This window comes from Halomonas sp. HK25 (assembly GCF_047795635.1).
Lineage (GTDB): Bacteria > Pseudomonadota > Gammaproteobacteria > Pseudomonadales > Halomonadaceae > Halomonas.
Map to the genome: position 1 here is coordinate 2,076,870 of NZ_CP181044.1, position 23,708 is coordinate 2,100,577.

Here is a 23,708-nt window from a genome sequence, read left to right on the forward strand (position 1 = left end):
ATAGTCCTCAGCCTTCCCCGCCGGGTGGTTCGGAGATCAGCCCGACATTGGAAACGCCGGCGACCTGCAGGGTGCTCATCAGGGTGACTACCGCCCCATATCCGACATCCTTGTGCCCTTTGACGAGAACAGGGGTGCCCGGACGGCGCTCGAGCAGGATGATCACCCTGTCTGCAATCTCATCAAGACTAATCGGTGACTGATCATCCTCTCCGATCGAGAGATAGAATCTACCCTCCCTATCCACAGTCGCGATGATGGGATCACTGTCGTCGGTACTCTCGATGGGCTCGGAGGTGACCTGAGGAAGATCGACCTGCACGCCCTGGGTCATCATGGGCGCCGTGATCATGAAGATCACCAGCAGCACCAGCATGACGTCGATGAAGGGCACGACGTTGATCTCGCCCATGGGCTTGCGCCCGCCGCCGCGATTGAAAGGTCCATGCATGGCCAGACTCCCTCAAGCGGCGCCGGATTCGACCCGGCCCTGCAGGTTGCGGTGCAGAATGGAGTGGAACTCCTCGGCGAAGTCCTCGTACTTGCCCAGCATGCGACCCGATTCGGCGGATAGCCGGTTGTAGAAGATTACCGCGGGGATCGCAGCGAACAGGCCCATGGCGGTGGCGATCAGCGCCTCGGCGATCCAGGGCGCCACGGTGGCAAGCGTCGCCTGCTGGGTCATGGAGAGCGCCTGGAAGGACCCCATGATGCCCCACACGGTGCCGAACAGGCCGATATAGGGGCTGGCCGAGGCCACGGTGGCCAGGAACACCAGATGCAGGCTCAGGCGTTCCTCCTCCCGAGACCAGGCGACCCGCATGCTGCGCTGGACGCCGTCGAGGATCGCCTGGGGGCTGCGAGTCTTGGGCAGCAGGCGGTTGAACTCGCGGAAGCCGGCACGGAAGACGTGCTCGGCGCCCTGGGTCTCCTGCTCCGCCGGGGTCTCCCGGTAGAGCTCGTTGAGGTCGACCCCGGACCAAAAGCGCTCCTCGAAGGCCTGGTGGGTCTGGCGGGCGCGGCGCATCACGAAGGTACGCTGGAAGATCACGACCCAGGAGAGGATCGAGCCCACCGCGAGCAGCAGCATGACCAGCTGCACCACGGTACTGGCGCTCATGATCAGGTGGGGTATGGACATGGAGTCGTTCACGGGCATCCTCGTCAGTCTTGCGGTTGGGCAGAGGGTTGTGACAGCCGAGCGGCCAGGGCCGGCGGCCAGGGGACAGGCTTGAGGCGCGTCGCATCGATGCAGGCGATGTCGACCCGCGCCTCGCACAAGGGTTCCCCGCGACGGCTCACGACCTGGGCAAACTGCAGCCGGACGCGGCCATGGGAGCGGATCTCGGCGCTCACCTCGAGCGCGTCGTCCAATCGAGCGGGCTTGGCATAGCGGCACTCCAGCCGGTGAACCACCAGCTGGACGCCGGATTCGAACAACTCGCGCTGGGTGATCCCCAGCGCGCGAAGCCACTCGCTGCGTGCCCGCTCCATGTACTTTAGATAGTTGACGTAGTAGACGATGCCACCGGCATCGGTGTCCTCGATGTAGACGCGCACGGGGAACTGGAAGCCACTCACGGGCGGGTCTCCCCGGCGGCATCTGCGGCATTCCCGGCGGGCGCCAGGCCGAAGTGCAACCAGGCCTGGCGGGTCACCACCCGCCCCCGGGCGGTACGCATCATCAGCCCCTGCTGGATCAGGAAGGGCTCGATGACGTCCTCGATGGTGTCGCGCTCCTCGCCGATGGCGGCGGCCAGAGAGTCGACTCCCACCGGGCCGCCGTCGAACTTCTCGATCATCGCCAGCAGCAGGCGGCGGTCCATGTGGTCCAGGCCGTGATGGTCGACGTGCAGCATGTCCAGCGCCCGGTCGGCGATCTCGGCGTCGATGCGACCGCTGCCACGCACCTCGGCGTAGTCGCGCACGCGGCGCAGCAGGCGGTTGGCGATGCGCGGCGTGCCCCGCGAGCGGCGGGCTACCTCCATGGCGCCCTCGCTGTCCGTCTCGACCCCCATCAGCCGCGCCGAGCGGGTGACGATCTCGGTGAGTTCGCCGATGGCGTAGAACTCCAGGCGCTGGACGATACCGAAGCGGTCGCGCAGCGGCGAGGTGAGCAGCCCCGCCCGGGTGGTCGCCCCGACCAGGGTAAAGGGCGGCAGGTCGAGCTTGATGGAGCGCGCCGCGGGCCCATCCCCGATCATGATGTCGAGCTGAAAATCCTCCATGGCGGGATAGAGGATCTCCTCCACCACCGGCGAGAGGCGATGGATCTCGTCGATGAACAGCACATCGCCGGCTTCGAGGTTGGTGAGCATGGCGGCCAGGTCGCCGGCCCGCTCCAGCACCGGGCCGGAGGTGGACTTGAGCCCCACGCCCATCTCCGCGGCGATGATGTTGGCCAGCGTCGTCTTGCCGAGCCCCGGAGGGCCGAACACCAAGGTGTGGTCGAGGCTCTCGTCACGGGCCCGGGCGGCGCCGATGAAGATCTCGAGCTGTTCGCGTACCCGCGGCTGACCGATGTAGTCGGCCAGCCGCTTGGGGCGGATGGCACGGTCGATGGGCTCCTCACCCTCGCGGACGTCGGCGGCGATCAGGCGATCGTTCTCCAGCATCGCCCTACCCCGCCATCCGGCGGCTCAGGGCCGCCTTGATCATCGCCTCGGTGCTCTGCTCGCCCTCCAGGCCGGCCAGCATCTTCGCCGCCTCGGTGGGCTTGTAGCCCAGGCTGACCAGCGCCGCCTCGGCGTCGGCCAGGGGGTCGTGGCGCGCCGGGGTCGGGGTGGTGCCGCCGACCAGGCCCGCCAGGGCGTCGCCGCCCGGCTCCCAGTGGGGAAAACGGTCGCGCATCTCGATGATCAGCCGCTCGGCGGTCTTCTTGCCCACGCCGGGCAGACGCATCAGCGCCTTGACGTCGTCATCGAGCACGCAACGCCGGAAGGCCGCCTCATCCATGCCGGAGAGGATCGCCAGGGCCAGCCTTGGGCCGACGCCGTTGACCTTGATCAGCGCACGGAACAGCGCCCGCTCCTGCTCCCGGGCGAAGCCGTAGAGCAGGTGGGCATCGTCGCGAACGATCAGGTGGGTGTGCAGGGAGACGGCCTCACCGGTGGTCGGCAGGGCCACCAGGGTGGTCATGGAGGCCTCGAGCTCGTAGCCGACGCCGGCCACGTCCACCACCAGCCAGGGAGGCTGCTTTTCGAGCAGGGTGCCGCGCAGGCGTCCAATCATTGAGAAATCCGTGTCCTTCACGTCAGGCAAGGCGGCAGAGGCCGCCGATGCCGCCACTATACTGGTCGCTCGCATGGCTGGCCAGCCTGTGCTGAAACAGCGTTCGACAACCCTGTGAGCCACCTGGAGGCGTCGCCTCGGGGCGACAGCCTCAGGGCCGGTAATCCCGCCAGGAGCCACCCTTCCTGCGGCTGCTGTGACCGCCGAAGCTGCCCGTCTGCAGCAGGCCAAGGCGAGCATGGGCGTGCGTCAGGGCGATGGCCAGCGCGTCGGCGGCATCGGCCTGAGGCGTGTCGGAAAGGCCCAGCACTGCCGTCACCATATGCTGCACCTGGGCCTTGTCGGCGCGCCCGGTGCCGGTCACCGCCTGCTTGATCTGGCGGGGGCCGTATTCGCTGACCGGCAGGCCGTGGTTCGCGGCGCAGACGATGGCAGTGCCACGGGCCTGACCGAGCTTGAGGGCCGAGTCGGCGTTCTTCGCCATGAACACCTGTTCGATGGCGAACTCCTCCGGCCGATGGATGGCGATCAGTTCGCCGACGCCCGAGTAGACCTGGGCAAGCTTCTGGGCCAGGTCGTCGGCACTGATGCGAATGCAGCCGCTGGCCACGTAGCGCGGCGTCGAGGTCGAGACATCGAGCACGCCATAGCCGGTGATCCGCGAACCCGGATCGATGCCGAGGATCAGCATGGTCGCTCGCCTGTGGCGAGCTGGTGAGATATCGACATGGTGGCCTCCTTGGCCTGGCGAGTCGCCATCATACGACACCGGCGCCCCCTGGGGCGCCGGTGTCTTGCTGCGTCAGGGAAGGAGCGCGATCACTCCTGGGCTTCCGCCTTGGCCTTCTGGCGCAGCCGGATGCTGAGCTCACGCAGCTGGTCGCCGCTCACCTCGCCCGGGGCATCGGTCATCAGGCAGCCGGCGCTCTGGGTCTTCGGGAAGGCGATCACCTCGCGAATGGTGCGAGCCCCCGCCATCAGCATCACCAGGCGGTCGAGGCCGAAGGCCAGGCCGCCGTGGGGCGGTGCGCCGTAATGCAGGGCGTCGAGCAGGAAGCCGAACTTCTCGCGGGCCTCCTCCTCGCCGATGCCGAGTATCTCGAACACGGTGCTCTGCATGGCCTGGTCGTGGATACGGATGGAACCACCGCCCAGCTCGGTGCCGTTGAGCACCATGTCGTAGGCCCGCGACAGCGCGCTCGCCGGGTTGGCCTTGAGCTCCTCGGGGCTGCACGACGGCGAGGTGAAGGGATGGTGCAGCGGGCTCAGGCGACCGTCGTCGTCGTCGGCCTCGAACATCGGGAAGTCCACCACCCACAGCGGCGCCCAGGCGCGGGTGTAGAGGTCGAGATCCTCGCCGAGCCTGACGCGCAGCGCGCCGATCGCCTCGTTGACGATGCGCGCCTTGTCGGCACCGAAGAAGATGATGTCGCCGTCCTCGGCGCCGACACGGTCGAGCAGCGCCTCGACCACATTCTCCATGAACTTGACGATGGGCGACTGCAGCCCCTCGATGCCCTTGGCCCGCTCGTTGACCTTGATCCAGGCCAGGCCCTTGGCGCCGTAGATGCCGACGAACTTGGTGTAGGCATCGATCTCCTTGCGCGACAGCTTCGCCCCGCCCGGCACGCGCAGCGCGGCAACGCGGCCATCCTCTGCGTTTGCCGGGCCCGAGAAGACCTTGAAGTCCACCTGCTGCATCAGGTCGTCGACGTCGGTGAGTTCCAGCGGGATGCGTAGGTCCGGCTTGTCGGAGCCGAAGCGGTGCATCGCCTCGCTCCAGGTCATGCGCGGGAACTCGGTCAGCTCGACGGCCAGCACCTCCTGGAACAGCTGGCGGATCATTGCCTCGGTGATGCCCATGATGTCGTCCTCGGAGACGAAGGAGGCCTCGAGGTCGATCTGGGTGAACTCCGGCTGGCGGTCGGCGCGCAGGTCCTCGTCGCGAAAGCACTTGGCGATCTGGTAGTAGCGGTCGAAGCCGGCCACCATCAGCAGCTGCTTGAAGAGCTGCGGCGATTGCGGCAGCGCGAAGAAGCTGCCCGGATGGGTGCGGCTCGGCACCAGGTAGTCGCGGGCGCCTTCCGGCGTGGCGCGAGTCAGGATCGGGGTCTCGATGTCGAGGAAGCCCTGCCCCTCCAGGAAGGCGCGCACGCTGTGGGAGATCCGCGAGCGCAAGCGTAGCTTCTCGATCATCTCGGGACGGCGCAGGTCGATGTAGCGGTGCTTGAGACGCACCTCCTCGCCCACCTTGCCATGTTCGTCGAGCTGGAAGGGCGGCGTGGCGGCGGTGTTGAGCACCTCCACCTCCTTGGCCAGCACCTCGATCATGCCGGTGGGCATGCCCGGGTTCTGGGTGCCTTCCGGGCGCAGCCGCACGCGGCCCTGGATGCGCAGCACATACTCGCTGCGGGCGCGGTCGGCGGTGGCGAAGGCCTCGGCGGTATCGGGGTCGACCACGACCTGGGCGATGCCGTCACGATCGCGCATGTCGAGGAAGATCACGCCCCCGTGGTCACGGCGGCGATGCACCCAGCCGCACAGGGTGACCGTCTGGTCCACCAGGGTTTCGTTGAGCTGGCCGCAATAATGGCTGCGCATGTCGTATCCTGTGTTATAGCGTGTAATGAGCGAAGTGGCGGGATGGTCGACAGCCCTCAGGCCACCGCATCCTTCTTCCTGGGTGGTGCCGTGTCTGGCGAAGTCGGGGTCGACGTGGCCTTGCCATCACCGGAGACGGCTGAATCACCGGCCAGGTTCTTCTTGCTGCCCGACTTGAAGTCGGTCTCGTACCAGCCGCCGCCGGCCAGGCGAAAACCGGCCGCCGAGACCAGCCGCACAAGCTCGGGAGCCGCACAAGCGGGGCAGTCGGTCAGCGGCGCGGCGCTGAGCTTCTGCAGCTTTTCCAGGCGCTGGCCGCAGGCCTTGCACTCGTATTCGTAGATGGGCATGGTTTGATCACTCCGGAAAATCACGTTATCCCGATCAGGACGCTGCCGGGCGTGCCCGGCGACAACGAAGATGTGGTCGGCCCGCCGCGAAACCAAGCCTGCCAAAGCCCGACATTATAGCGTGCCCGGCACCCTTGTGGGCAAGGCGCGCCGCCCAAGGCACCTCAAGGAAGCCAAACCGATGAAAGCTGTGATTCTCGACGCCGCCAGCCTTGGCCCCGATATTGACCTTGCCCCCCTCCGCGAACGGGTCGATTCCCTGGCGGTACATGACCAGAGCAGCACCGGCGAGGCCCGTGAACGGCTGTCTGGCGCCCGGGTCGCCATCCTCAACAAGGTGGTGCTCGATGCACCGACCCTGGAGGCCCTGCCCGACCTGAAGCTGATCTGTGTGCTGGCCACCGGCACCAACAACATCGACATGGCCGCCGCCGAGCGCCTGGGCATCGCGGTGAAGAACGTCAGCGCCTACGGCACCGCCAGCGTCGCCCAGCACACCCTGATGCTGATGCTGGCCCTGGCCAACCGCCTGCCCCTCTACCAGCGCGACGTGGCCGCCGGGCGCTGGGGCGAGAGCGCCTTCTTCTGCCGGATGGACCACGGCACCCTGCAGCTGGAGGGCAAGCATCTGGTCATCGTCGGCCAGGGGGTGCTGGGCATCCGAGTCGCCCAGCTGGGCGAGGCCTTCGGCATGCGCGTGACCTTCGCCGCCCGCCCGGGCAACGAGGCCGGCGACGGCCGCCCGAGCCTGGCCGAGCTCGCCCCCGTAGCCGACATCATCAGCCTGCACTGTCCGCTGAGCGACGCCACTCGGCATCTGGTCGATGCCGACCTGCTGGCCACCCTCAGCCCCGGCGTCCTGCTGATCAACTGCGCCCGGGGCGGCATCATCGACGAGCTGGCAGCCCTTGAGGCCCTTCGCGAGGGGCGCCTGGGCGGGCTCGGCGTCGATGTATTACCGGAGGAGCCGCCCCGGGACGGCCATCCGCTGATCGACGCCCTGGCGGAGCCGCTGAACCTGATCGTCACCCCCCACAACGCCTGGATCACGCCCGAGGCACGCCAGAAGATCGTGGCGCTGACCGCCGACAACCTGCGTGACGGGCAGGCCGGGTAACGGAGGAGCGGGCCCATGCTGCACAACTTCGGCTCCATCAATCTCGACCACATCTATCGTGTCCCTCACCTGGTCAGGCCCGGCGAGACCCTGGCCAGCCATGACTATCGGGTTGGCCTGGGGGGCAAGGGGGCCAACCAGTCGCTGGCCATGGCCAGGGCCGGGGGGCGTGTCTGCCACTGGGGACGGCTGGGTCGCCAGGACGCCTGGGCCCGCGACACCCTGGCCCGGGCCGGTGTCGACGTCTCCCGGGTAAATCTGGTGGATGAGCCCAGCGGCCACGCGATCATCCAGGTGGATGATCGGGCAGAGAACGCCATCATCCTCTTCTCCGGCGCCAACCATGGCTTTCGCCGCACCGACCTGAATGCGCTGGTGGCCAGCACCCGCCCCGGCGACTGGCTGTTGACCCAGAACGAGTGTCTCGGGCTGGCCGAACTGATCCCCCTGGCCGACGACCATGGGCTCAAGATCGCCTTCAACCCCGCCCCCATGGCCGAGGAGGTGCTCGGTCTGCCGCTGTCGCGTTGCCGGTTGCTGTTCGTCAATCACAGCGAGGCGGCCGGACTCACTGGCCTGGCGCTGGGCGCCGGCGCCGAGGCGCTGCTCGATGCCCTGGCCGCACAGCTGCCCGCCGCCGAGGTCGTGCTGACCCTGGGGAGTAACGGCGCCTGGTACCAGCATGGCGCCCAGCGGCGCCATCAGCCGGCGCTGCCGGTCGAGGCGGTGGACACCACCGGGGCCGGCGACACCTTTATCGGCTACCTCATGGCGGCCCGCCAGGCGGGGCTCGGCATCGAGGCCTGCCTGGCGCGAGCCACCGCCGCCGCGGCCCTGGCCGTGCAGCGCCCCGGCGCCGCCGAGAGCATCCCGGATGCCGAGGAGGTGGATCGCCTGCTCACCGATCCGGCCGCGTCCCCAGCCCCATAAGGAGTCCACGCCATGCCCCACCCGATCATCTTCGATACCGACCCCGGGGTGGACGACGCCCAGGCCATCGCCATCGCCCTGCGCCACCCCGAGCTCGAGCTGCTGGGCTTGACCACCACCTACGGCAACGTGGACGTGGAGGTGGCGACCCGCAACGCCCTGCTGCTGGCCCAGTTGGCCGGCCGAGACGACGTCCCGGTCGCTCAGGGAGCCGCTGCGCCCCTGGTCAAGACGCGCCACCCGCCGCCCGCCCACATCCACGGTGCCAACGGCCTGGGCGACATCCCGCTGCCCGAGGTACAGGGCAAGGCGGACCCCAGAAGCGCGGCGCAGTTTATCATCGACACAGTGAATGCCCGCCCCGGCGAGGTCACCCTGGTGGCCGTGGGCCCCCTGGGCAACCTGGCGGCGGCCCTGCAACTCGACCCCACCCTCACCGAGCGGGTCAGGCAGGTGGTGATCATGGGGGGGTCGATCCGCGAGGGGGGCAACGTGACCCCGGTCGCCGAGGCCAACATGTTCAACGACCCCCATGCGGCGAGCCGTGTGCTGACGGCCGGCTGGCCCCTGACCCTGGTGGGACTCGATGTCACTCACCGCTGCGTGCTCACCGCCGAGCACATGGCGCGTATCGAGGCGGGACAGGGCGAGCTTGGCCGGGTGCTCGCCGGCAGCTACGCCTTCTATCGTAACTTTTATCAGGAATTTCTGGGTATCGACGGCTGCTGCCCTCACGACAGCTGCGCCCTGGCCTGGCTGCTGCGTCCGGAACTGTTCACCACCGCCCGTGGCCACCTGACGGTCACCACCGACGGGGACGCCGAGGGCCAGACGATCCTCGCCCCGGAGGGGCGCGCCTTCATCGCGTCACGCTGGTCGCGGACTCCGCCGGTGGACGCCTGCCTCGGCGTTGACGGCGAGGCCGTCAGCGACTGGATCGCCGACGTCCTCGCCTGATGGCACCCCGCGGTGGCCGGGGCGCGGCCAGGCCACCACCCGACCGAATGGACCAGCCACCGGACTAGTTGGTCCGAAAGTCATCGGGCACGTGGGTCTCGATCACTTCGAGTTCCACATGAGTCACCCGGGCCTTTTCCGGCCCCTTCCAGAGCCACTGGCTGACCGCTTTCACAGCGTCGGGTCCGCCGCACAGCAGCACCTCCACCCGGCCATCGGGCAGGTTTCGGGCATGGCCGGTGATGCCGTGCTGCAGGGCCTGTTCCTGGGTCGCCCGGCGATACCAGACCCCCTGTACCTTGCCGGTCACCAGGGCCTTCACACAGCAGTTCTCCATGGCTCGCTCCTTTACGTTGATCATGATCGTCCAGTCCTTTCTACCAGCCAGCAAGCCACGTCGGCCAGCCCCGCTTCCCCGTACCGTGGTGATGCTCTAACCTTCAGAGTAGCCTTGCCACCCCGGCCACAAGCCACCGTCGGCGGCGCCCGCCCTACCCGGGCAAGCCAGTACAACGACAATCCTCATGAGGGAGTGACACGCCATGCCGGTCTTCGAACACACGGAATTCGACCACCACCAGCAGATCGTCTTCGGCAGCGACGCCGCCAGCGGACTGCGCGCCATCATCGCCATCCATGACACCACCCGCGGCCCCGCCCTCGGCGGCCTGCGCATCTATCCCTATGCCAGCGAGGAGGATGCCCTCACCGATGTGCTGCGCCTGTCACGCGGCATGAGCTACAAGTCGGCCATGGCGGACCTCCCCCTGGGCGGTGGCAAGGCGGTCATCATCGCCGATCCGCGTACCGAGAAGACGCCTGCCCTGCTGCGCGCCATGGGGCGCCTGGTCGAGTCGCTGGGTGGCGCCTACATCACCGCCGAGGACTCCGGCTCCAGCGAGGCGGACATGCAGGTGATCGCCGAGGCGACCGACCACGTGGGCGGCCTGCGCCGGGCCAGCGGAGAATCCGGCGATCCCTCACCCTTCACCGCCTGGGGCGTGTACTGCGCGCTGAGAAGCGCGGTGCGTCACGGCCTGAGGCGCGACGATATCCAGGGGCTCAGGGTGGCGATCCAGGGCGTCGGCCATGTCGGCGCCCACCTCGCCCGCCACCTCCACCAGGCCGGGGCCCAGCTGGTGCTGGCCGACGTCGACCGGGAGGCGCTCAGCCACCTTGCCGAGGAGCTCGGCGCCGAGGCGGTCGCGCCGGAGGCGATCTTCGACGCCGAGGTGGACCTCTTCGCCCCCTGTGCCCTGGGCGCCGTGCTGGATGAGGCCGTGGTGGAGCGGCTGAGAGCGAAGGTGGTGTGCGGCGCCGCCAACAACCAGCTGGCCACCCCGGCCATGGCCGAACGGCTGAGGGCCCGCGGCATTCTCTATACCCCGGACTATGTGGCCAACGCTGGCGGCGTCATCGAGATCGCCTGGCAGCGCCGCGACGACTATGACCGCGCGGCGGTGATGGCACATATCGAGGGGATCGGCGCCACCCTGGACGAGCTGTTCGCCCGCGCCGCACGCGAGCAGCGAAGCCCGGCAGTCATCGCCGATGCCATGGCCCGGGAGCGCTTCGGCCGCGGCTGAGCCCCCCGAGGGCTCAGCGGCCGATAGGCAGACGTCCTGCTAGCCGTCCATCAGCTCTCGCCTGACCACCACCGCTGTATTGCGCGGCACCAGTGGCCGGCCCCGCTCGGCCAGGTGGCAACGGGTGAAGGCGGCGCCGAAGAGCAGGATCAGCGAGCTGTAGTAGACCCACAAGAGGATCATCACCACCGAGCCCGCGGCCCCGTAGGTGGAGGCGGTGGCGGTGTGGGCGAGGTAGATGGCGATGCCCGAGCGCCCCACCGCAAACAACACCGCCGTGACCATGGCACCCACCAGCACGTCCTGCCAGCGCAGCACCACGTCGGGTAGCACCTTGAAGATGGTGGCAAAGAGCACGGCAATCAGCGCCAGGGAAACCAGGAACTCGACTCCCGTGGTCAGAAACCCCACGAAGGGCAGCAGGTTATCGGCGGCCTGGAGCATGGCGCGCACCGCTACCCCCAGGACCAGTGATACGAGCAGGATGAAACCGATGGAGAGCACCACAGTAAGTGACAGCAGACGGTTCTTGATGAAGACCAGGGCGCTGTTGGCGCTGGGACGCGCGGTGACCCCCCAGATGGTGTTGAGCGAGAACTGCATCTGGGCAAACACCGTGGTGGCACCCACCATCAGCGCGCCGAAGCCCAGCAGGGTGGGCAGCAGCCCCGACTCCTCGATGCGCGACTGGGCGACCGCCTGTTCGATGGCCGCTGCGGCCTCGTGGCCCATGGTGTCCTGGAGTTGGGCAACGATCTGCCCCTGGGCGGCATCCTCCCCCAGCACCAGGCCGATCACCGTGACGGCGATGATCACCGTCGGGGCCAGCGAGAAGAGCGTGTAGAAGGCCAGCGACCCGGCGTAGCTGAAGGCGTTGCGCTCCAGCCACAGGCGAATCGCCCCCTGGGTCACGTTCCACCAGAACAGCAGTGAGGCCTTGAGGCTGGTTGGCGCCAGTTTTCTGAGGTCGATCATGACGTTCCCCGCATCCCTGTGATGCATTCAGCATACGCGAATGGCACCTGGACTGCCTTTTCGCCGCGGATTGCCAAGTCCTGCACGGGCTGACCATAATGGGCGCCGCTTGCCCCCCCACCGACCCCCAGGATCCGCCATGCCCGCCTGCCCGGACATCGACCGCGACGCTTTCGACTTCGACTGCCTGGTGTTCATCGGCCGCTTCCAGCCGCCCCATCTGGGCCACCTGGCGGTGATTCACGAGGCGCTCAAGCGCGCTCGCCAGGTGATCGTGCTGGTGGGCTCCGCCTGGCAGGCGCGTTCGCTGCGCAACCCCTGGCACTTCGACGAGCGGCGCGCCATGCTGCGCAGCGCCTTCGATGACGAGGACAACGCCCGTCTGGCCGTGGTGCCGCTGCTCGACGCCCTCTACAACAACGATGTCTGGGTGCGCGACGTGCAGCGCAAGGTGCGTGATATCGCCAGCCCCCAGAGCGCGCGGCTGCCACGCATCGGTCTGATCGGCGCCAGTCGCGGTCAGTCGAGCTACTACCTGTCGCTGTTTCCCCAGTGGGAGTCGGTGAGCGTGCCGCTGGTGGAGGGGATCTCAGCCAGCCAGATCCGTGAACGACTGTTCCGCTCCCCCTCCTCGGCCGACGACTACCTGACCACCGGGGCCTCCCATGACCTGCCGCCCGGGGTGGTCAGCGCCGTGCGCTATTTCTGCACCGGCGACCACTACCGGCAGCTGAGCGAGGAGCAGCGCCTGCTGGATCAGTACCGCATCGCCTGGGCCCAGGCGCCCTATCCCCCCATCTTCGTGACGGTGAATGCGGTGGTGGTGCAGTCGGGGCATGTGCTGCTGGTGCGCCGCACGGCGGCGCCCGGCAAGGGGCTGCTCGCCCTGCCCGGCGGCTTCATCAACTCCCATGAGCGGCTGCTCGATGCCTGTCTCAGGGAGCTGCGTGAGCGGATTCGCCTCAAGGTGCCGGAGCCGGTGCTGAAGGGGTCACTGCGCGGCCAGCGGCTGTTCGACGAGCCCCATCGCAGCTGGCGGGGCCGCACCCTGGCGGAGGCCTTCTACTTCGCTCTGACCCCCGACCAGCAACTGCCGCGGCTCAAGCCGGTGAAGGGGGGCGATCACGCCCGCTGGGTGGCGCTGGCCGACCTGGATCCGGAGGCGCTCTTCGAGGACCACTTCTTCATCATCCAGGATTTCCTCGGCCTGCCGGCCGACTTCGGCGGAAGCCGGGGGTGAAGGTTCACGCTTGAAGGAAGTCTCGCGGTAACTTCTGCATCTGCCGCCAGAGCTTTTCGACACCGGGCTTATGCACCAGGGAACAGCGGTAGAGACGAATCTCCAGGGGCACATCCCACTCTTCGCCGCCGGCGCGCACCAGGCGGCCGCTCTTGAGCTCCTCGCGGATGCAGAAGTCGGGGATCCAGGCCAGCCCAATCCCCTGCAGCACCATCCCCTTGAGGCCCTCGGCCATGGCGGTCTCATAGACGGTGCGCAGCCGCAGGCGAAGGGCATCGTTCTTGAGCAGCATGCGCACGCTGCTCCCCAGGAAGGCGCCCTGGGTGTAGGCGAGATAGGGAATCGACTCGCTCCCCTCCAGCGGGAAGCGCGGCTGGCCCTCCTCATCGGGGAGGCTGACGGGCAGCATCTTCACCTGGCCGATAGAGAAGGAGGGAAACACCTCCGGGTCGAGCTGCATGCTGGCGTAGGGGTCGTAGTAGGCCAGCATCAGGTCGCACTTCCCTTCCCTCAGCACATGGATCGCCTCTCCCACGTTCATGGCCACCAGGCGGGTCGGCAGCTCCCCTATGCCCTGCTGAAGGCGGGAGATCCAGGGAGGGAAGAAGCTCAGCGCCAACGAGTGGGCCGCGACGATATCCAGCGCCTCGTTGGCGATGGCCAGGCCACGCAGGTGGCCCAGGCTCTCGTTGAGCTGCTCGACCAGGTTGCGCGCGGTGACCAAGAACAGCTGCCCCTCCGGGGTCAGATCGACCGGGGTGGTGGAACGATCCACCAGGGTCACGCCTATGGCCTGCTCCAGGGCGCGGATGCGCCGGCTGAAAGCGGGCTGGGTGACGTGGCGCTGCCTCGCCGAGGCGGAAAAACTGCGGGTATTGGCCAGGGCGACGAAGTCTTCCAGCCACTTGCTTTCGAGGTTCACCGTGACTTCCTGTCCGAGGATGGCAAGCAGGCCGAGGCATCGGCCATCGCGAATCGATAAGGTATCACTGGATGGGGGCCAGCAGGTAGGCGGCCCGCGAGACCAGCTTGCGCCACAGCGACCGCGAGATGATCTCCTCGAGACCGATGCGTCGACAGTCGGCGAAGTCCTTCTCGAGCATCAGCCGTACCTGGGCCGCGAAGTGGCGGTCCGGCAGGAAGGCGGTGATCTCGAAATTGAGACGGAAGGAGCGATTGTCGAGGTTCACGGTGCCGACGCTAGCGGCGGCATCGTCGATCAGCATCACCTTCTGGTGCAGGAAACCCGGCTGGTAGCGGTAGACCTTCACCCCGGCCCTGAGCATGTCGGGGAGGAAAGAGAAGGCGGAGAGGAACACCAGCAGGTGGTCGGGGCGCTCGGGGATCATGATGCGCACATCGACGCCGCGCATGGCCGCAAGGCGCAGGGCATCCTGGACCCCCTGGTCAGGCACGAAATAGGGGCTGGTGACCCAGAAGCGCGACCGGGCGCTGTGAATGGCGTGCTGGACCAGCAGGCTGGCGGTCTCCTGGCGGTCGGCCGGCCCCGAGGGCACGATCACCACCTTGTGGCACTCCTCGCAGGTCACCTGAGGGGTCCAGGAGAGGGTGATCACCTCGCCGGTGGCCCAGTGCCAGTCCTCCCAGAAGGCCTCCTGCAGGCCCAGCGCACTGGGGCCCGTGAGCTTCAGGTGGGTGTCACGCCAGGGCCCATGACGCCCCTGCCCGAGGTACTCCACGCCAACGTTGAAGCCGCCGACCCACCCCTCGCGACCGTCGACCACCAGCACCTTGCGGTGGTTGCGGAAATTGAGCTGGAAGCGATGGCGGAACCCACGGGACGAGCGGAAGGCGCTCACCTCCACCCCGCTGCTGGCGAGGTCGCGCAGATAGCCTTCGTTGAGCTTGTGACTGCCCACCTCGTCATAGAGGAAATAGATCCGCACGCCCCGCTCGGCCACGCGCTGCAGGCGCTGCTGGAGTTCGATGCCCAGGGCATCGTTGCGCACGATGAAGAACTGGATCAGCACATACTCCTCGGCGCGCTCGATGCCGTCGAAGAGGCTGTCGAAGGTGGCCTCCCCGTCGACCAGCAGCTCGGCGCGGTTACCGCTGGTCATCGGCATCATCGCCAACTGTTCCACGGCGCGCACATCGGGATCATGGGCATCGGCGAGGTAGGGTTCAACCTGCTGGCGATAGCGGGCCAGCACGCGGCGCAGCACGGTATCGCGCTCGCCGCGGGCGGAGACGTAACCGTAGAAGCGCGGCTGACCGAAGATCCAGTAGGCGGGAACCGCCACATAGGGCAGCGTGATCAGGGAGAGGATCCAGGCGATGGCACCCTGGGACGTCCGACTCGACAGCAGCGCCAGCACAGCCGACACGAAGCCCAGCACGTGAATGAAGAAGATGGCCAGGCCAAACAGCCAGGAGGTCATGCGCTCTCCCTGAAAAAACAGCGTTCTACAGCATACCCAAAGGCGAGCGGCCCCGCCAGATGGCGGGGCCGCTCGCTTGTACCGGGACGAGGATCAGACGCGCTCGGCGATGATCTCCTTCCACTTGGCGGGACCGGTCTGGTGGACCGAGGTGCCCTGGCTGTCGACGGCCACGGTCACCGGCATATCCTCCACCTCGAACTCGTAGATGGCCTCCATGCCGAGATCCTCGAAGCCCACCACGCGGGACTTCTTGATCGCCTGGGCGACCAGATAGGCGGAGCCGCCCACGGCCATCAGGTAGACCGCCTTGTTGTCGCGGATCGCCTCGATGGCGGTCGGGCCGCGCTCGGCCTTGCCGACCATGCCCAGCAGGCCGGTCTCCTCGAGCATGGTGCGGGTAAACTTGTCCATGCGCGTGGCGGTCGTGGGGCCGGCCGGGCCGACCACCTCGTCGCCCACCGGATCCACCGGCCCCACGTAATAGATGAAGCGCCCCTTCATGTCGACGGGCAGCGGCTCGCCCTTGGCGATCATGTCCACCATGCGCTTGTGGGCGGCATCACGGCCGGTGAGCAGCTTGCCGTTGAGCAGCAGGGTGTCGCCGGGTTGCCAGGTCTGCACCTCTTCCGGGGTCACGGTGTCAAGATTGACGCGCTTGACGTTGTCGCCCGCCTCGCGGGTGATCTCCGGCCAGTCCTCGAGTTTCGGCGCCGGCAGTGCGGCGGGGCCCGAGCCATCCAGGGTGAAGTGGGCGTGACGGGTGGCGGCGCAGTTGGGAATGATCGCTACCGGCTTGTTGGCCGCGTGGGTCGGGAAATCCCTGACCTTGATGTCGAGCACCGTGGTCAGGCCACCCAGGCCCTGGGCACCGATGCCGCTCCTGTTGACCTTGTCGAACAGCTCCAGGCGCAGCTCCTCGGCGCGATTGGAGGCACCGCGGGCCTGCAGCTCCTGAATGTCGATGGGATCGAGCAGGGCCTCCTTGGCGATCTCCATGGCCTTCTCGGCGGTGCCGCCGATGCCGATGCCCAGCATGCCGGGCGGGCACCAGCCGGCCCCCATCTTGGGCAGCTGCTCCATCACCCAGTCGACCACGTTGTCGGAGGGATTGAGCATGGCGAACTTGGACTTCGCCTCGCTGCCGCCGCCCTTGGCAGCCACGTAGACCTCGACGGTGTCGCCGGGGACGATCTTGTGGTGGATGATCGCCGGGGTGTTGTCGCCGGTGTTCTTGCGGGCGCCGTCCGGATCGGCCAGCACCGAGGCACGCAGCACGTTGTCGGGCAGCGCATAGGCACGGCGCACGCCCTCGTTGACCATGTCGTCCAGGCTCATCTCGGCCTCCCAGCGCACGTTCATGCCCACGTGCAGGAAGACGGTCACGATGCCGGTGTCCTGGCAGATCGGACGGTGGCCCAGGGCGCACATGCGCGAGTTGATCAGGATCTGGGCGATGGCGTCCTTGGCGGCAGGATTCTCCTCGCGCTCATAGGCCTGGGCCATGGCGTCGATGAAGTCCTTCGGGTGGTAGTAGGAGATGTACTGCAGCGCATCGGCGACGCTCTGGATCAGATCGTCCTGGCGAATCACGGTCATGAGCAAGGGACTCCTTGGCGTTGTCGGCATGCCCGCTCTTCTCCGGCTGCGCGGCCGGTACGGCGGGCTCGAACGGCGGGCATTATACCCCACCCCGGCGCCTGTCGACATTCAGGCGTCATAGGGATTCGTTGTAGTTTATGGCAGAAAGATAACGGTATAAAATTCACGTATCGGGAGGGCCCTGCCGCATCACCTCGAGGATCGTGCGGGCCAGCGGCGCGGCGAATCTCGGGACCTTCGGGCACTACACGGTCCCCATCATCAGCTGGCGCTCCTTCAGCTTGTGGAGCCGGTCACGCAGCCGCGCGGCCTCCTCGAACTCCAGGTTCTGGGCCGCCTCGAACATGGCGTCTTCCACACGGGTCGCCTCCCGAACGAGTTCGGCAGGCGAAAGCTCGGCAGGGTCGTAGATCGCCTCCCGTTCCGCCACCTTGCGCTCGCCGCGGCGCCCCTTGCCCTTCCTGCCGGGGGCCTGGGCGGCCTCCAGGATATCCGCCACCGAGCGGGTCACGGTGGTGGGCGTGATGCCATGCTCCTCGTTATGGGCGATCTGCTTGGCGCGTCGTCGGTCGGTCTCCTCCATGGCGCGACGCATGGAGTCGGTGATCCGGTCCCCGTAGAGGATCGCCTTGCCGTGGGCATTGCGCGCGGCACGGCCCATCGTCTGGATCAGTGAGCGCTCGTTGCGCAGGAAGCCCTCCTTGTCGGCGTCGAGGATCGCCACCAGCGAGACCTCGGGGATGTCGAGGCCCTCGCGCAGCAGGTTGATGCCCACCAGCACATCGAACTTGCCCAGGCGAAGGTCGCGGATGATCTCCACCCGCTCCACGGTATCGATGTCCGAGTGCAGGTAGCGCACCCGGATATCGTGCTCGGCGAGATACTCGGTGAGGTCCTCGGCCATGCGCTTGGTGAGTGTCGTCACCAGCACCCGCTCGCCGACGTCGGTGCGCAGGCGGATCTCCGAGAGCAGGTCGTCCACCTGGGTGCTGGCCGGACGCACTTCCAGCTCCGGATCGAGCAGTCCGGTGGGGCGTACCACCTGCTCTACCACCTGGCCGGCATGGGCCCCCTCGTAGGGCCCGGGGGTGGCTGAGACAAAGATCGTCTGGGGACTGATCGCCTCCCACTCCTCGAATTTCATCGGACGGTTGTCCAGGGCCGAGGGCAGCCGGAAGCCATACTCCACCAGGGTCTCCTTGCGCGAACGGTCGCCCTTGTACATGCCGCCCACCTGGGGAACGCTGACGTGGCTCTCATCGATGAACAGTAGGGCATCGGCCGGCAGGTAGTCGAAGAAGGTGGGCGGTGGCTCGCCCGGGTTGCGCCCGGAGAGATAGCGGGAGTAGTTCTCGATGCCGTTGCAGTAGCCCAGCTCCAGCATCATCTCGATGTCGTAGAGGGTGCGCTGCTCAAGACGCTGGGCTTCCACCAGCTTGTCGTGCTTGCGCAGCCAGTCGAGGCGCTCCACCAGTTCGGCCTTGATCGCGTCGATGGCACCCAGGATCGTCTCTCGGGGCGTCACATAGTGGGACTTGGGGTAGACCGTCATGCGCGGCACCTTGCCCCGCACCTCGCCGGTGAGCGGATCGAACAGGCTGATGGTGTCGATCTCGTCGTCGAACAGCTCGACGCGTACCGCCTCGTCCTCGGCGTCGGCCGGGAAGATATCGATCACGTCGCCGCGCACCCGATAGGTGCCGCGCTTGAAGTCCATGTCGTTGCGGGTGTACTGCAGTTCCGCCAGGCGGCGCAGGAAGCTGCGCTGGTCGATCAGCTCGCCGCGAGAGAAGTGCAGGCGCATCTTCAGGTACTGTTCCGGGTCGCCCAGGCCGTAGATCGCCGACACCGAGACCACGATCAGCGCATCACGGCGCTCCAGCAGCGCCTTGGTGGCGGAGAGGCGCATCTGCTCGATGTGGTCGTTGATGGAGGCATCCTTCTCGATGAAGGTATCCGACGACGGCACATAGGCCTCGGGCTGATAGTAGTCGTAGTAGGAGACGAAATACTCGATGGCGTTGTCGGGGAAGAACGACCTGAACTCGCCATAGAGCTGAGCCGCCAGGGTCTTGTTGGGCGCCATGACGATGGTTGGTCGCTGCAGGCGCTCGACCACGTTGGCCATGGTGAAGGTCTTGCCCGACCCCGTCACCCCGAGCAGCGTCTGGTGGGCAAGCCCCGCCCCCAGCCCCTTGACGAGGTTGTCGATGGCCGTGGGCTGGTCGCCGGCGGGCTGAAACTTCGAGGCGAGGCGAAAGGGCTTGCTCATTGAGTCTCCGTGTTCAGTGTCGTGGGGGGGCGTCAGGCCTCAACGCCGACCCGCGTGTTGACCTCCACGGTGGAACTGGTGATCAGGCGATGGATGGGGCACTTGTGGCTGATCTCCTCCAGCCGCGTGCGCTGCTCGGGATCCTCGATGCCGTGAAAGGTCATCTCCACATCGAGCCGGTAGATGCCGTGGCGCTCCTCGCTGTCATCGCGATGCACCTTCACACTCACGCCCTCCAGGGGCCACTTCTTGCGCTTGGCGTACATCTGACAGGTGATCGCCTTGCAGGCGCCCAGCGACAGGTCGAAGAAGTCGTGGGGGTCGGGGGCGGTGCCCTCGCCGCCGTAGGCCACCGGCACATCAACGAAGAGGTCATCGAAACCGTCCAGTTCGACCCGCTGACGGAAGATATGGTTGCGCTCGCTGATGACTTCAATGGTCTTCTTCATGGGAACCTCCTGCTCACTTGACCTGAATGGGAAGCTTGAGGGCCTCGACGGCCTGGATCAGCACCTCGCGCCGGACGCGCCCCTCGACCTCGGCACCGTGACGCCCCACCTCGGCACTGTCGACGCCGTCGAGCATCATCAATGCGGTGGTGATACGGTTGATCTGGTCGGCGTTCTCGACGCCCTTGAAGCTCAGCGATTGATGCGCCATGGGACGGCTCTCCGATGTTTCCGATGTTGTTGCGAGGGCCTGTCCACGGTGAGCCGAGACTGCCCTGAGGAAATGTGCGGGCGAGTCTAGCATGGCGCCGGTACGACCACAGCGGTTGCAATGTCGCACGGCTACCCGCATAAGAAGAGCCAGCCACACAGCAGACGACAAGGAGCCCCCCATGCACGACTGGATCACCGCCCCGGGCGGACGGCAGGACGCCGAGGACCGGATCGCCTTCGACACCCCGACACCGGCCCGCCAGGCCCTGGATGGCACCGTGGCGACCCCACTGGTCCACCTGGGCGTGCTCGACGTGACCGGCCCCGACGCCGAGAGATTCCTGCAGGGCCAGACCAGCGCCCAGGTGGGTCTGGCCGACGGCGACCTGGCGCCCCTCACCGTGTTCTGCACCCCCAAGGGGCGCATGCTGGCCAACGCCCAGCTGCTGCGCGTCGCCGAGGGTCACTACCGGCTGCTGATGCAGCGCGGCCTGGTGCAGCCCCTGGCGGAGCACCTGGGCAAGTTCGCCGCCTTCTACAAGACGGCGCTGAAGGTCCGCGACGACCTGGCGCTGATCGGGCTGATCGGCCGCGACGCCCCGGCCCTGGCGGAGGTCAGGCTGGACCTGGTGCCGCCGGCAGTCTGGCACCAGGCCGGTGATACAGACACCCAGCTGCTGGCCCACCCCGGGCCGCGCCCTCGCCTGCTGATCTGCGTGACCGCCGAGGTCGCCTCGGTGCTGTGGCCGCGGCTCGCCGAGCAGGCCAGCCCCGTGGGCAATGCGGTGTGGTGCCTGCATGACATCCAGGCCGGGCTGGCCTGGCTGACGCCTGCCCATCGCGATGCCCTGCTGCCGCAGATGATCAACTGGGAGGCGCTGGGGGGCATCAGCTTCAAGAAGGGCTGCTACACGGGCCAGGAGGTGGTAGCCCGCGCCCACTTCCGCGGCCAGGTGAAACGCCGCCTGGTGCGCGCCCAACTGGAAGGCAGCGAGTTGCCCCCCCTGGGCAGCCCGGTGGAGACCGCCGAGGGCAAGGCGGTGGGTGAGGTGCTGGCCGCGGAGCTCGACGCCTATGATCAGGCGGAGATCCTGGCGGTACTGAGCACCAAGGAGGACCTGGGTCCGCTGACCGTGGCCGGCCAGAGGCTCAAGCAGCTGAAGTTGCCCTACCCCATCGAACGCCTGGACCCCGAGAGCCTGGCGGCCAAGGGCTGATCACAGCCGGAACAGCCGGCGCGCGGTAGCGGTGCTGTTGGCCGCCACCTGCTCGACTGACTGCCCGCGCAGCCCGGCGACGACCCGGCACACCTCTGCCACCTGCGCCGGCTCGTTGCGCTCGCCCCGGCGGCCGGCCGGGGGCATGTCGGGGCTGTCGGTCTCCAGCACGTAGCTCTCCTCGGGCAGCGCGGTTACCGCCCGCCGCAGCCGCTTGGCCCGCTCGTGGGTCACGGCGCCCCCCAGTCCCACCACGAACCCCAGATCGATAAAGCGTTGGGCCTGCTCCGGCGAGCCGGCGAAGGCGTGGATCAGCCCGCCGGCCGACAGCGCCAGCTCGCGCAGGCGCCTGGCGACTTGGTCGTTGGCGCGCACGCAGTGGATCACCACCGGCAGCTTCTTCGCCTTGGCCAGGCGCAGCTGGGCATCGAAGAGCGACCACTGTGCCGCCAGGGTCTCGGCGAAACGGGCGTCGATGCCGCACTCGCCGAGTGCCACGATGCGGTGCGCCGACAGAGGGGAACTCACCTCCAGTGCCTCTTCCAGCGCCTCCAGATCCCCCTCGCGATGCTGATCCATGAAGTAGGGATGCAGTCCCAGGCAGACGCTGACGTCGTCCCGCTGGCCAAGCGCCAGCACGCCGGGCCAGCGCGCCCGGGTCGTGCCCGGCACCACGAAATGGACGACGCCCACCGCCCTGGCCCGTTCAAACACCGCCTCACGGTCGGCGTCGAAGTCGGGGAAATCCAGATGGCAGTGGGCGTCGATAAGCATCGAGGGGAAGCTCAGTGCTCGCGGGTCGGCTGGAAGCGGATCTCCGGCCAGCGCTCCTGGGTCATCTGCAGGTTGACCCGAGTGGGCGCGATATAGGTCAGGTAGCCGCCGCCGTCGATGGCCAGGTTGGCGCTGGCCTTGCGCTTGAACTCCTCGAGCTTCCTGGCATCGTCAGAGTAGATCCAGCGGGCGGTGTTGACGTTGACCCCCTCGTAGACCGCCTCGACCTTGTACTCCTCCTGGAGGCGGTGGGCGACCACGTCGAACTGCAGGGTGCCCACGGCGCCGAGGATCAGATCGTTATTGTCCAGCGGCATGAAGACCTGGGTGGCACCCTCCTCGGAGAGCTGCTGCAGGCCCTTCTGCAGCGCCTTCATCTTCAGCGGATCCTTGAGACGCACCCGCTTGAACAGCTCCGGGGCGAAGTGCGGGATGCCGGTGAAGCGCATCTCCTCGCCCTGGGTGAAGGTGTCACCGATCTGGATGGTGCCGTGGTTGTGCAGGCCGATGATGTCCCCGGGCCAGGCCTCCTCCACCTGGGAGCGATCCGATGCCATAAAGGTCAGCGCATCCGCTATTTTCACATCCTTCCCGATGCGCACATGACGCATCTTCATGTTCTTCTCGTACTTGCCCGAGCAGACCCGCAGGAAGGCGATGCGATCCCGGTGGTTCGGATCCATGTTGGCCTGGATCTTGAAGACGAAGCCGGTGAAGCGGCCGTCCTCGGCCTCCACGCTGCGAGTATCGGTCTTCCGCGGCTGGGGCGGTGGCGCATACTCGACGAAGCCGTCCATCATCTCGCGCACGCCGAAGTTGCCCATGGCGGTGCCGAAGTAGACTGGGGTCAGGTCGCCACGCAGATACGCTTCATGATCGAACGCGTGGGAGGCGCCACGCACCAACTCCACCTCCATGCGCATCTCCTCGGCCAGGTCCTCGCCGAGCACTTCGTCCACTTCGGGGTTGTCGAGCCCCTCGATGCGCTTGTCGTCGGGAATGCGACTGCCCTGGCCCTGGGTGTAGAGATGAACGACGTCGTTGTAGAGGTGGTAGACGCCCTTGAAGTGGCGACCCATGCCGATCGGCCAGGTCATGGGCGCGCACTGGATGTTGAGCACCTCCTCGACCTCGTCCATCACCTCGATGGGCTCTCGGATGTCGCGGTCCATCTTGTTGACGAAGGTGAGGATCGGCGTGGTGCGCAGGCGACATACCTCCATCAGCTTGACGGTCCGGGCCTCGACGCCCTTGGCGCCGTCGATCACCATCAGCGCCGAATCCACCGCGGTCAGGGTCCGGTAGGTATCCTCGGAGAAGTCCTCATGGCCCGGGGTATCGAGCAGGTTGACGATGCGCCCGCCATAGGGGAACTGCATCACCGAGGTGGTCACCGAGATGCCGCGCTCCTGCTCCATCTTCATCCAATCGGAGGTGGCGTGTCGATCGGCGCGCTTGCTCTTGACGGAACCGGCCATCTGGATGGCGTTTCCGAACAGAAGCATCTTCTCGGTGATGGTGGTCTTGCCCGCGTCGGGGTGACTGATGATTGCGAAGGTGCGTCTTAGCCCGACTTCGCGGGCCAGAGAGGATTCCGACATGAAGTCTGTATCGCCGTCAGTGAGGTGCGGACACGCCGACACCGTGCATGAAAGGGGTTGAGCGCATTCTAAGCCTTCGTGCCCGGTAGTTGTAGGGCCTGAGAGCATAGCGTTACAACCAGTGGCTCTTTCAGCGACTACATCTGTGCTACCTATACTCCTGATGACAAACGACAGGAATCGATAAAGGA

24 protein-coding genes are annotated in these 23,708 nt (G+C 67.1%); 6 read left to right on the forward strand and 18 right to left on the reverse strand.

Going from position 1 to position 23,708, the window contains the following annotated elements; all coding sequences use genetic code 11:
• Positions 1-7 precede the first annotated feature (7 nt).
• From tolR to ACM26W_RS10050, 8 genes are all read right to left on the reverse strand, one after another.
• Positions 8-451, reverse strand: coding sequence for a protein TolR (tolR, locus tag ACM26W_RS10015; RefSeq protein ID WP_416140680.1), 444 nt, complete (start codon positions 449-451; stop codon positions 8-10).
• Positions 452-463: 12 nt separating this feature from the next.
• A complete protein-coding gene (gene tolQ / locus ACM26W_RS10020) occupies positions 464-1,153 on the reverse strand; it encodes a protein TolQ (protein ID WP_416140681.1) in 690 nt (229 codons plus the stop codon).
• Positions 1,154-1,164: 11 nt separating this feature from the next.
• Positions 1,165-1,581 (reverse strand): tol-pal system-associated acyl-CoA thioesterase, encoded by a 417-nt coding sequence (gene ybgC, locus ACM26W_RS10025; RefSeq protein WP_416140682.1) that lies wholly within the window; start codon positions 1,579-1,581, stop codon positions 1,165-1,167.
• Complete coding sequence (gene ruvB / locus ACM26W_RS10030) at positions 1,578-2,615, reverse strand: Holliday junction branch migration DNA helicase RuvB (protein WP_416140683.1); 1,038 nt, start codon at positions 2,613-2,615, stop codon at positions 1,578-1,580. The genes ybgC and ruvB overlap by 4 nt, the downstream gene beginning before the upstream one ends.
• Before the next feature lie 4 nt (positions 2,616-2,619).
• Entirely contained in the window at positions 2,620-3,231 is a 612-nt protein-coding gene (gene ruvA, locus ACM26W_RS10035; protein ID WP_416140684.1) for a Holliday junction branch migration protein RuvA, read from the reverse strand.
• A 151-nt stretch (positions 3,232-3,382) separates the two neighbouring features.
• A complete protein-coding gene (ruvC, locus tag ACM26W_RS10040) occupies positions 3,383-3,922 on the reverse strand; it encodes a crossover junction endodeoxyribonuclease RuvC (protein ID WP_416140685.1) in 540 nt (179 codons plus the stop codon).
• Between the two features lie 128 nt (positions 3,923-4,050).
• Entirely contained in the window at positions 4,051-5,832 is a 1,782-nt protein-coding gene (aspS, locus tag ACM26W_RS10045) for an aspartate--tRNA ligase (protein WP_416140686.1), read from the reverse strand.
• Positions 5,833-5,888: 56 nt separating this feature from the next.
• Positions 5,889-6,182, reverse strand: coding sequence for an FmdB family zinc ribbon protein (locus tag ACM26W_RS10050; RefSeq protein WP_416140687.1), 294 nt, complete (start codon positions 6,180-6,182; stop codon positions 5,889-5,891).
• Between the two features lie 181 nt (positions 6,183-6,363).
• Between ACM26W_RS10050 and ACM26W_RS10055 the strand changes: the two genes are divergently transcribed.
• The 3 genes from ACM26W_RS10055 to ACM26W_RS10065 are packed head-to-tail and all read left to right on the forward strand — an operon-like array spanning position 6,364 to position 9,186.
• Entirely contained in the window at positions 6,364-7,299 is a 936-nt protein-coding gene (locus ACM26W_RS10055; RefSeq protein ID WP_416140688.1) for a D-2-hydroxyacid dehydrogenase, read from the forward strand.
• 15 nt (positions 7,300-7,314) lie between these two features.
• Positions 7,315-8,229, forward strand: coding sequence for a ribokinase (locus tag ACM26W_RS10060; RefSeq protein WP_416140689.1), 915 nt, complete (start codon positions 7,315-7,317; stop codon positions 8,227-8,229).
• 12 nt (positions 8,230-8,241) lie between these two features.
• Positions 8,242-9,186 carry a nucleoside hydrolase gene (locus ACM26W_RS10065; RefSeq protein ID WP_416140690.1) on the forward strand — a complete coding sequence of 315 codons (945 nt, stop codon included), beginning with the start codon at positions 8,242-8,244 and terminating at the stop codon, positions 9,184-9,186.
• A gap of 64 nt (positions 9,187-9,250) precedes the next feature.
• Here ACM26W_RS10065 and ACM26W_RS10070 read toward each other — a convergent pair whose 3' ends face one another.
• Positions 9,251-9,523, reverse strand: a complete 273-nt coding sequence (locus ACM26W_RS10070) for an acylphosphatase (protein WP_416140852.1) — start codon at positions 9,521-9,523, stop codon at positions 9,251-9,253.
• 205 nt (positions 9,524-9,728) lie between these two features.
• On the opposite strand from ACM26W_RS10070, the gene ACM26W_RS10075 reads away from it, so the two are divergent.
• Positions 9,729-10,772: a Glu/Leu/Phe/Val family dehydrogenase gene (locus ACM26W_RS10075; protein WP_416140691.1), complete on the forward strand. Its 1,044-nt coding sequence runs from the start codon at positions 9,729-9,731 to the stop codon at positions 10,770-10,772.
• A gap of 39 nt (positions 10,773-10,811) precedes the next feature.
• Here the strand turns inward: ACM26W_RS10075 and ACM26W_RS10080 are convergent, their stop codons facing one another.
• A complete protein-coding gene (locus ACM26W_RS10080) occupies positions 10,812-11,747 on the reverse strand; it encodes a YihY/virulence factor BrkB family protein (RefSeq protein ID WP_416140692.1) in 936 nt (311 codons plus the stop codon).
• A gap of 139 nt (positions 11,748-11,886) precedes the next feature.
• Between ACM26W_RS10080 and ACM26W_RS10085 the strand changes: the two genes are divergently transcribed.
• Positions 11,887-12,987: a bifunctional nicotinamide-nucleotide adenylyltransferase/Nudix hydroxylase gene (locus ACM26W_RS10085; RefSeq protein ID WP_416140693.1), complete on the forward strand. Its 1,101-nt coding sequence runs from the start codon at positions 11,887-11,889 to the stop codon at positions 12,985-12,987.
• Positions 12,988-12,991: 4 nt separating this feature from the next.
• Here the strand turns inward: ACM26W_RS10085 and ACM26W_RS10090 are convergent, their stop codons facing one another.
• From ACM26W_RS10090 to ACM26W_RS10115, 6 genes are all read right to left on the reverse strand, one after another.
• On the reverse strand, positions 12,992-13,909 hold the full coding sequence (locus ACM26W_RS10090; protein WP_416140694.1) for a LysR substrate-binding domain-containing protein: 918 nt from the start codon (positions 13,907-13,909) through the stop codon (positions 12,992-12,994).
• A gap of 64 nt (positions 13,910-13,973) precedes the next feature.
• Complete coding sequence (gene cls, locus ACM26W_RS10095) at positions 13,974-15,389, reverse strand: cardiolipin synthase (RefSeq protein WP_416140695.1); 1,416 nt, start codon at positions 15,387-15,389, stop codon at positions 13,974-13,976.
• A gap of 93 nt (positions 15,390-15,482) precedes the next feature.
• Positions 15,483-16,988, reverse strand: a complete 1,506-nt coding sequence (locus tag ACM26W_RS10100) for a fumarate hydratase (protein WP_416140696.1) — start codon at positions 16,986-16,988, stop codon at positions 15,483-15,485.
• A 247-nt stretch (positions 16,989-17,235) separates the two neighbouring features.
• Positions 17,236-19,263: an excinuclease ABC subunit UvrB gene (gene uvrB, locus ACM26W_RS10105; protein WP_416140697.1), complete on the reverse strand. Its 2,028-nt coding sequence runs from the start codon at positions 19,261-19,263 to the stop codon at positions 17,236-17,238.
• 32 nt (positions 19,264-19,295) lie between these two features.
• Entirely contained in the window at positions 19,296-19,712 is a 417-nt protein-coding gene (locus ACM26W_RS10110) for an OsmC family protein (protein ID WP_416140698.1), read from the reverse strand.
• A gap of 13 nt (positions 19,713-19,725) precedes the next feature.
• Positions 19,726-19,923 (reverse strand): hypothetical protein, encoded by a 198-nt coding sequence (locus ACM26W_RS10115; RefSeq protein ID WP_416140699.1) that lies wholly within the window; start codon positions 19,921-19,923, stop codon positions 19,726-19,728.
• Positions 19,924-20,104: 181 nt separating this feature from the next.
• On the opposite strand from ACM26W_RS10115, the gene ACM26W_RS10120 reads away from it, so the two are divergent.
• Positions 20,105-21,142, forward strand: a complete 1,038-nt coding sequence (locus ACM26W_RS10120) for a YgfZ/GcvT domain-containing protein (RefSeq protein WP_416140700.1) — start codon at positions 20,105-20,107, stop codon at positions 21,140-21,142.
• Here ACM26W_RS10120 and ACM26W_RS10125 read toward each other — a convergent pair whose 3' ends face one another.
• Positions 21,143-21,916: a TatD family hydrolase gene (locus tag ACM26W_RS10125; protein ID WP_416140701.1), complete on the reverse strand. Its 774-nt coding sequence runs from the start codon at positions 21,914-21,916 to the stop codon at positions 21,143-21,145.
• 11 nt (positions 21,917-21,927) lie between these two features.
• The gene (locus tag ACM26W_RS10130) at positions 21,928-23,517 is read right to left on the reverse strand and encodes a peptide chain release factor 3 (protein WP_416140702.1); all 1,590 of its coding nucleotides are present in this window, start codon (positions 23,515-23,517) and stop codon (positions 21,928-21,930) included.
• Positions 23,518-23,708 lie beyond the last annotated feature (191 nt).

Coding starts and splice junctions, on each gene's coding strand:
- ACM26W_RS10100 (WP_416140696.1), bottom strand. CDS start 16,988: ATGACCGTGATTCGCCAGGACGATCTGATCCAGAGCGTCGCCGATGCG.
- ACM26W_RS10130 (WP_416140702.1), bottom strand. CDS start 23,517: ATGTCGGAATCCTCTCTGGCCCGCGAAGTCGGGCTAAGACGCACCTTC.
- uvrB (WP_416140697.1), bottom strand. CDS start 19,263: ATGAGCAAGCCCTTTCGCCTCGCCTCGAAGTTTCAGCCCGCCGGCGAC.
- ACM26W_RS10120 (WP_416140700.1), top strand. CDS start 20,105: ATGCACGACTGGATCACCGCCCCGGGCGGACGGCAGGACGCCGAGGAC.
- ruvA (WP_416140684.1), bottom strand. CDS start 3,231: ATGATTGGACGCCTGCGCGGCACCCTGCTCGAAAAGCAGCCTCCCTGG.
- ruvC (WP_416140685.1), bottom strand. CDS start 3,922: ATGCTGATCCTCGGCATCGATCCGGGTTCGCGGATCACCGGCTATGGC.
- tolR (WP_416140680.1), bottom strand. CDS start 451: ATGCATGGACCTTTCAATCGCGGCGGCGGGCGCAAGCCCATGGGCGAG.
- ACM26W_RS10070 (WP_416140852.1), bottom strand. CDS start 9,523: ATGGAGAACTGCTGTGTGAAGGCCCTGGTGACCGGCAAGGTACAGGGG.
- ACM26W_RS10080 (WP_416140692.1), bottom strand. CDS start 11,747: ATGATCGACCTCAGAAAACTGGCGCCAACCAGCCTCAAGGCCTCACTG.
- ACM26W_RS10055 (WP_416140688.1), top strand. CDS start 6,364: ATGAAAGCTGTGATTCTCGACGCCGCCAGCCTTGGCCCCGATATTGAC.
- ACM26W_RS10060 (WP_416140689.1), top strand. CDS start 7,315: ATGCTGCACAACTTCGGCTCCATCAATCTCGACCACATCTATCGTGTC.
- ruvB (WP_416140683.1), bottom strand. CDS start 2,615: ATGCTGGAGAACGATCGCCTGATCGCCGCCGACGTCCGCGAGGGTGAG.
- ACM26W_RS10085 (WP_416140693.1), top strand. CDS start 11,887: ATGCCCGCCTGCCCGGACATCGACCGCGACGCTTTCGACTTCGACTGC.
- cls (WP_416140695.1), bottom strand. CDS start 15,389: ATGACCTCCTGGCTGTTTGGCCTGGCCATCTTCTTCATTCACGTGCTG.
- ACM26W_RS10115 (WP_416140699.1), bottom strand. CDS start 19,923: ATGGCGCATCAATCGCTGAGCTTCAAGGGCGTCGAGAACGCCGACCAG.
- ACM26W_RS10065 (WP_416140690.1), top strand. CDS start 8,242: ATGCCCCACCCGATCATCTTCGATACCGACCCCGGGGTGGACGACGCC.
- ACM26W_RS10050 (WP_416140687.1), bottom strand. CDS start 6,182: ATGCCCATCTACGAATACGAGTGCAAGGCCTGCGGCCAGCGCCTGGAA.
- ACM26W_RS10110 (WP_416140698.1), bottom strand. CDS start 19,712: ATGAAGAAGACCATTGAAGTCATCAGCGAGCGCAACCATATCTTCCGT.
- ACM26W_RS10075 (WP_416140691.1), top strand. CDS start 9,729: ATGCCGGTCTTCGAACACACGGAATTCGACCACCACCAGCAGATCGTC.
- aspS (WP_416140686.1), bottom strand. CDS start 5,832: ATGCGCAGCCATTATTGCGGCCAGCTCAACGAAACCCTGGTGGACCAG.
- ACM26W_RS10125 (WP_416140701.1), bottom strand. CDS start 21,916: ATGCTTATCGACGCCCACTGCCATCTGGATTTCCCCGACTTCGACGCC.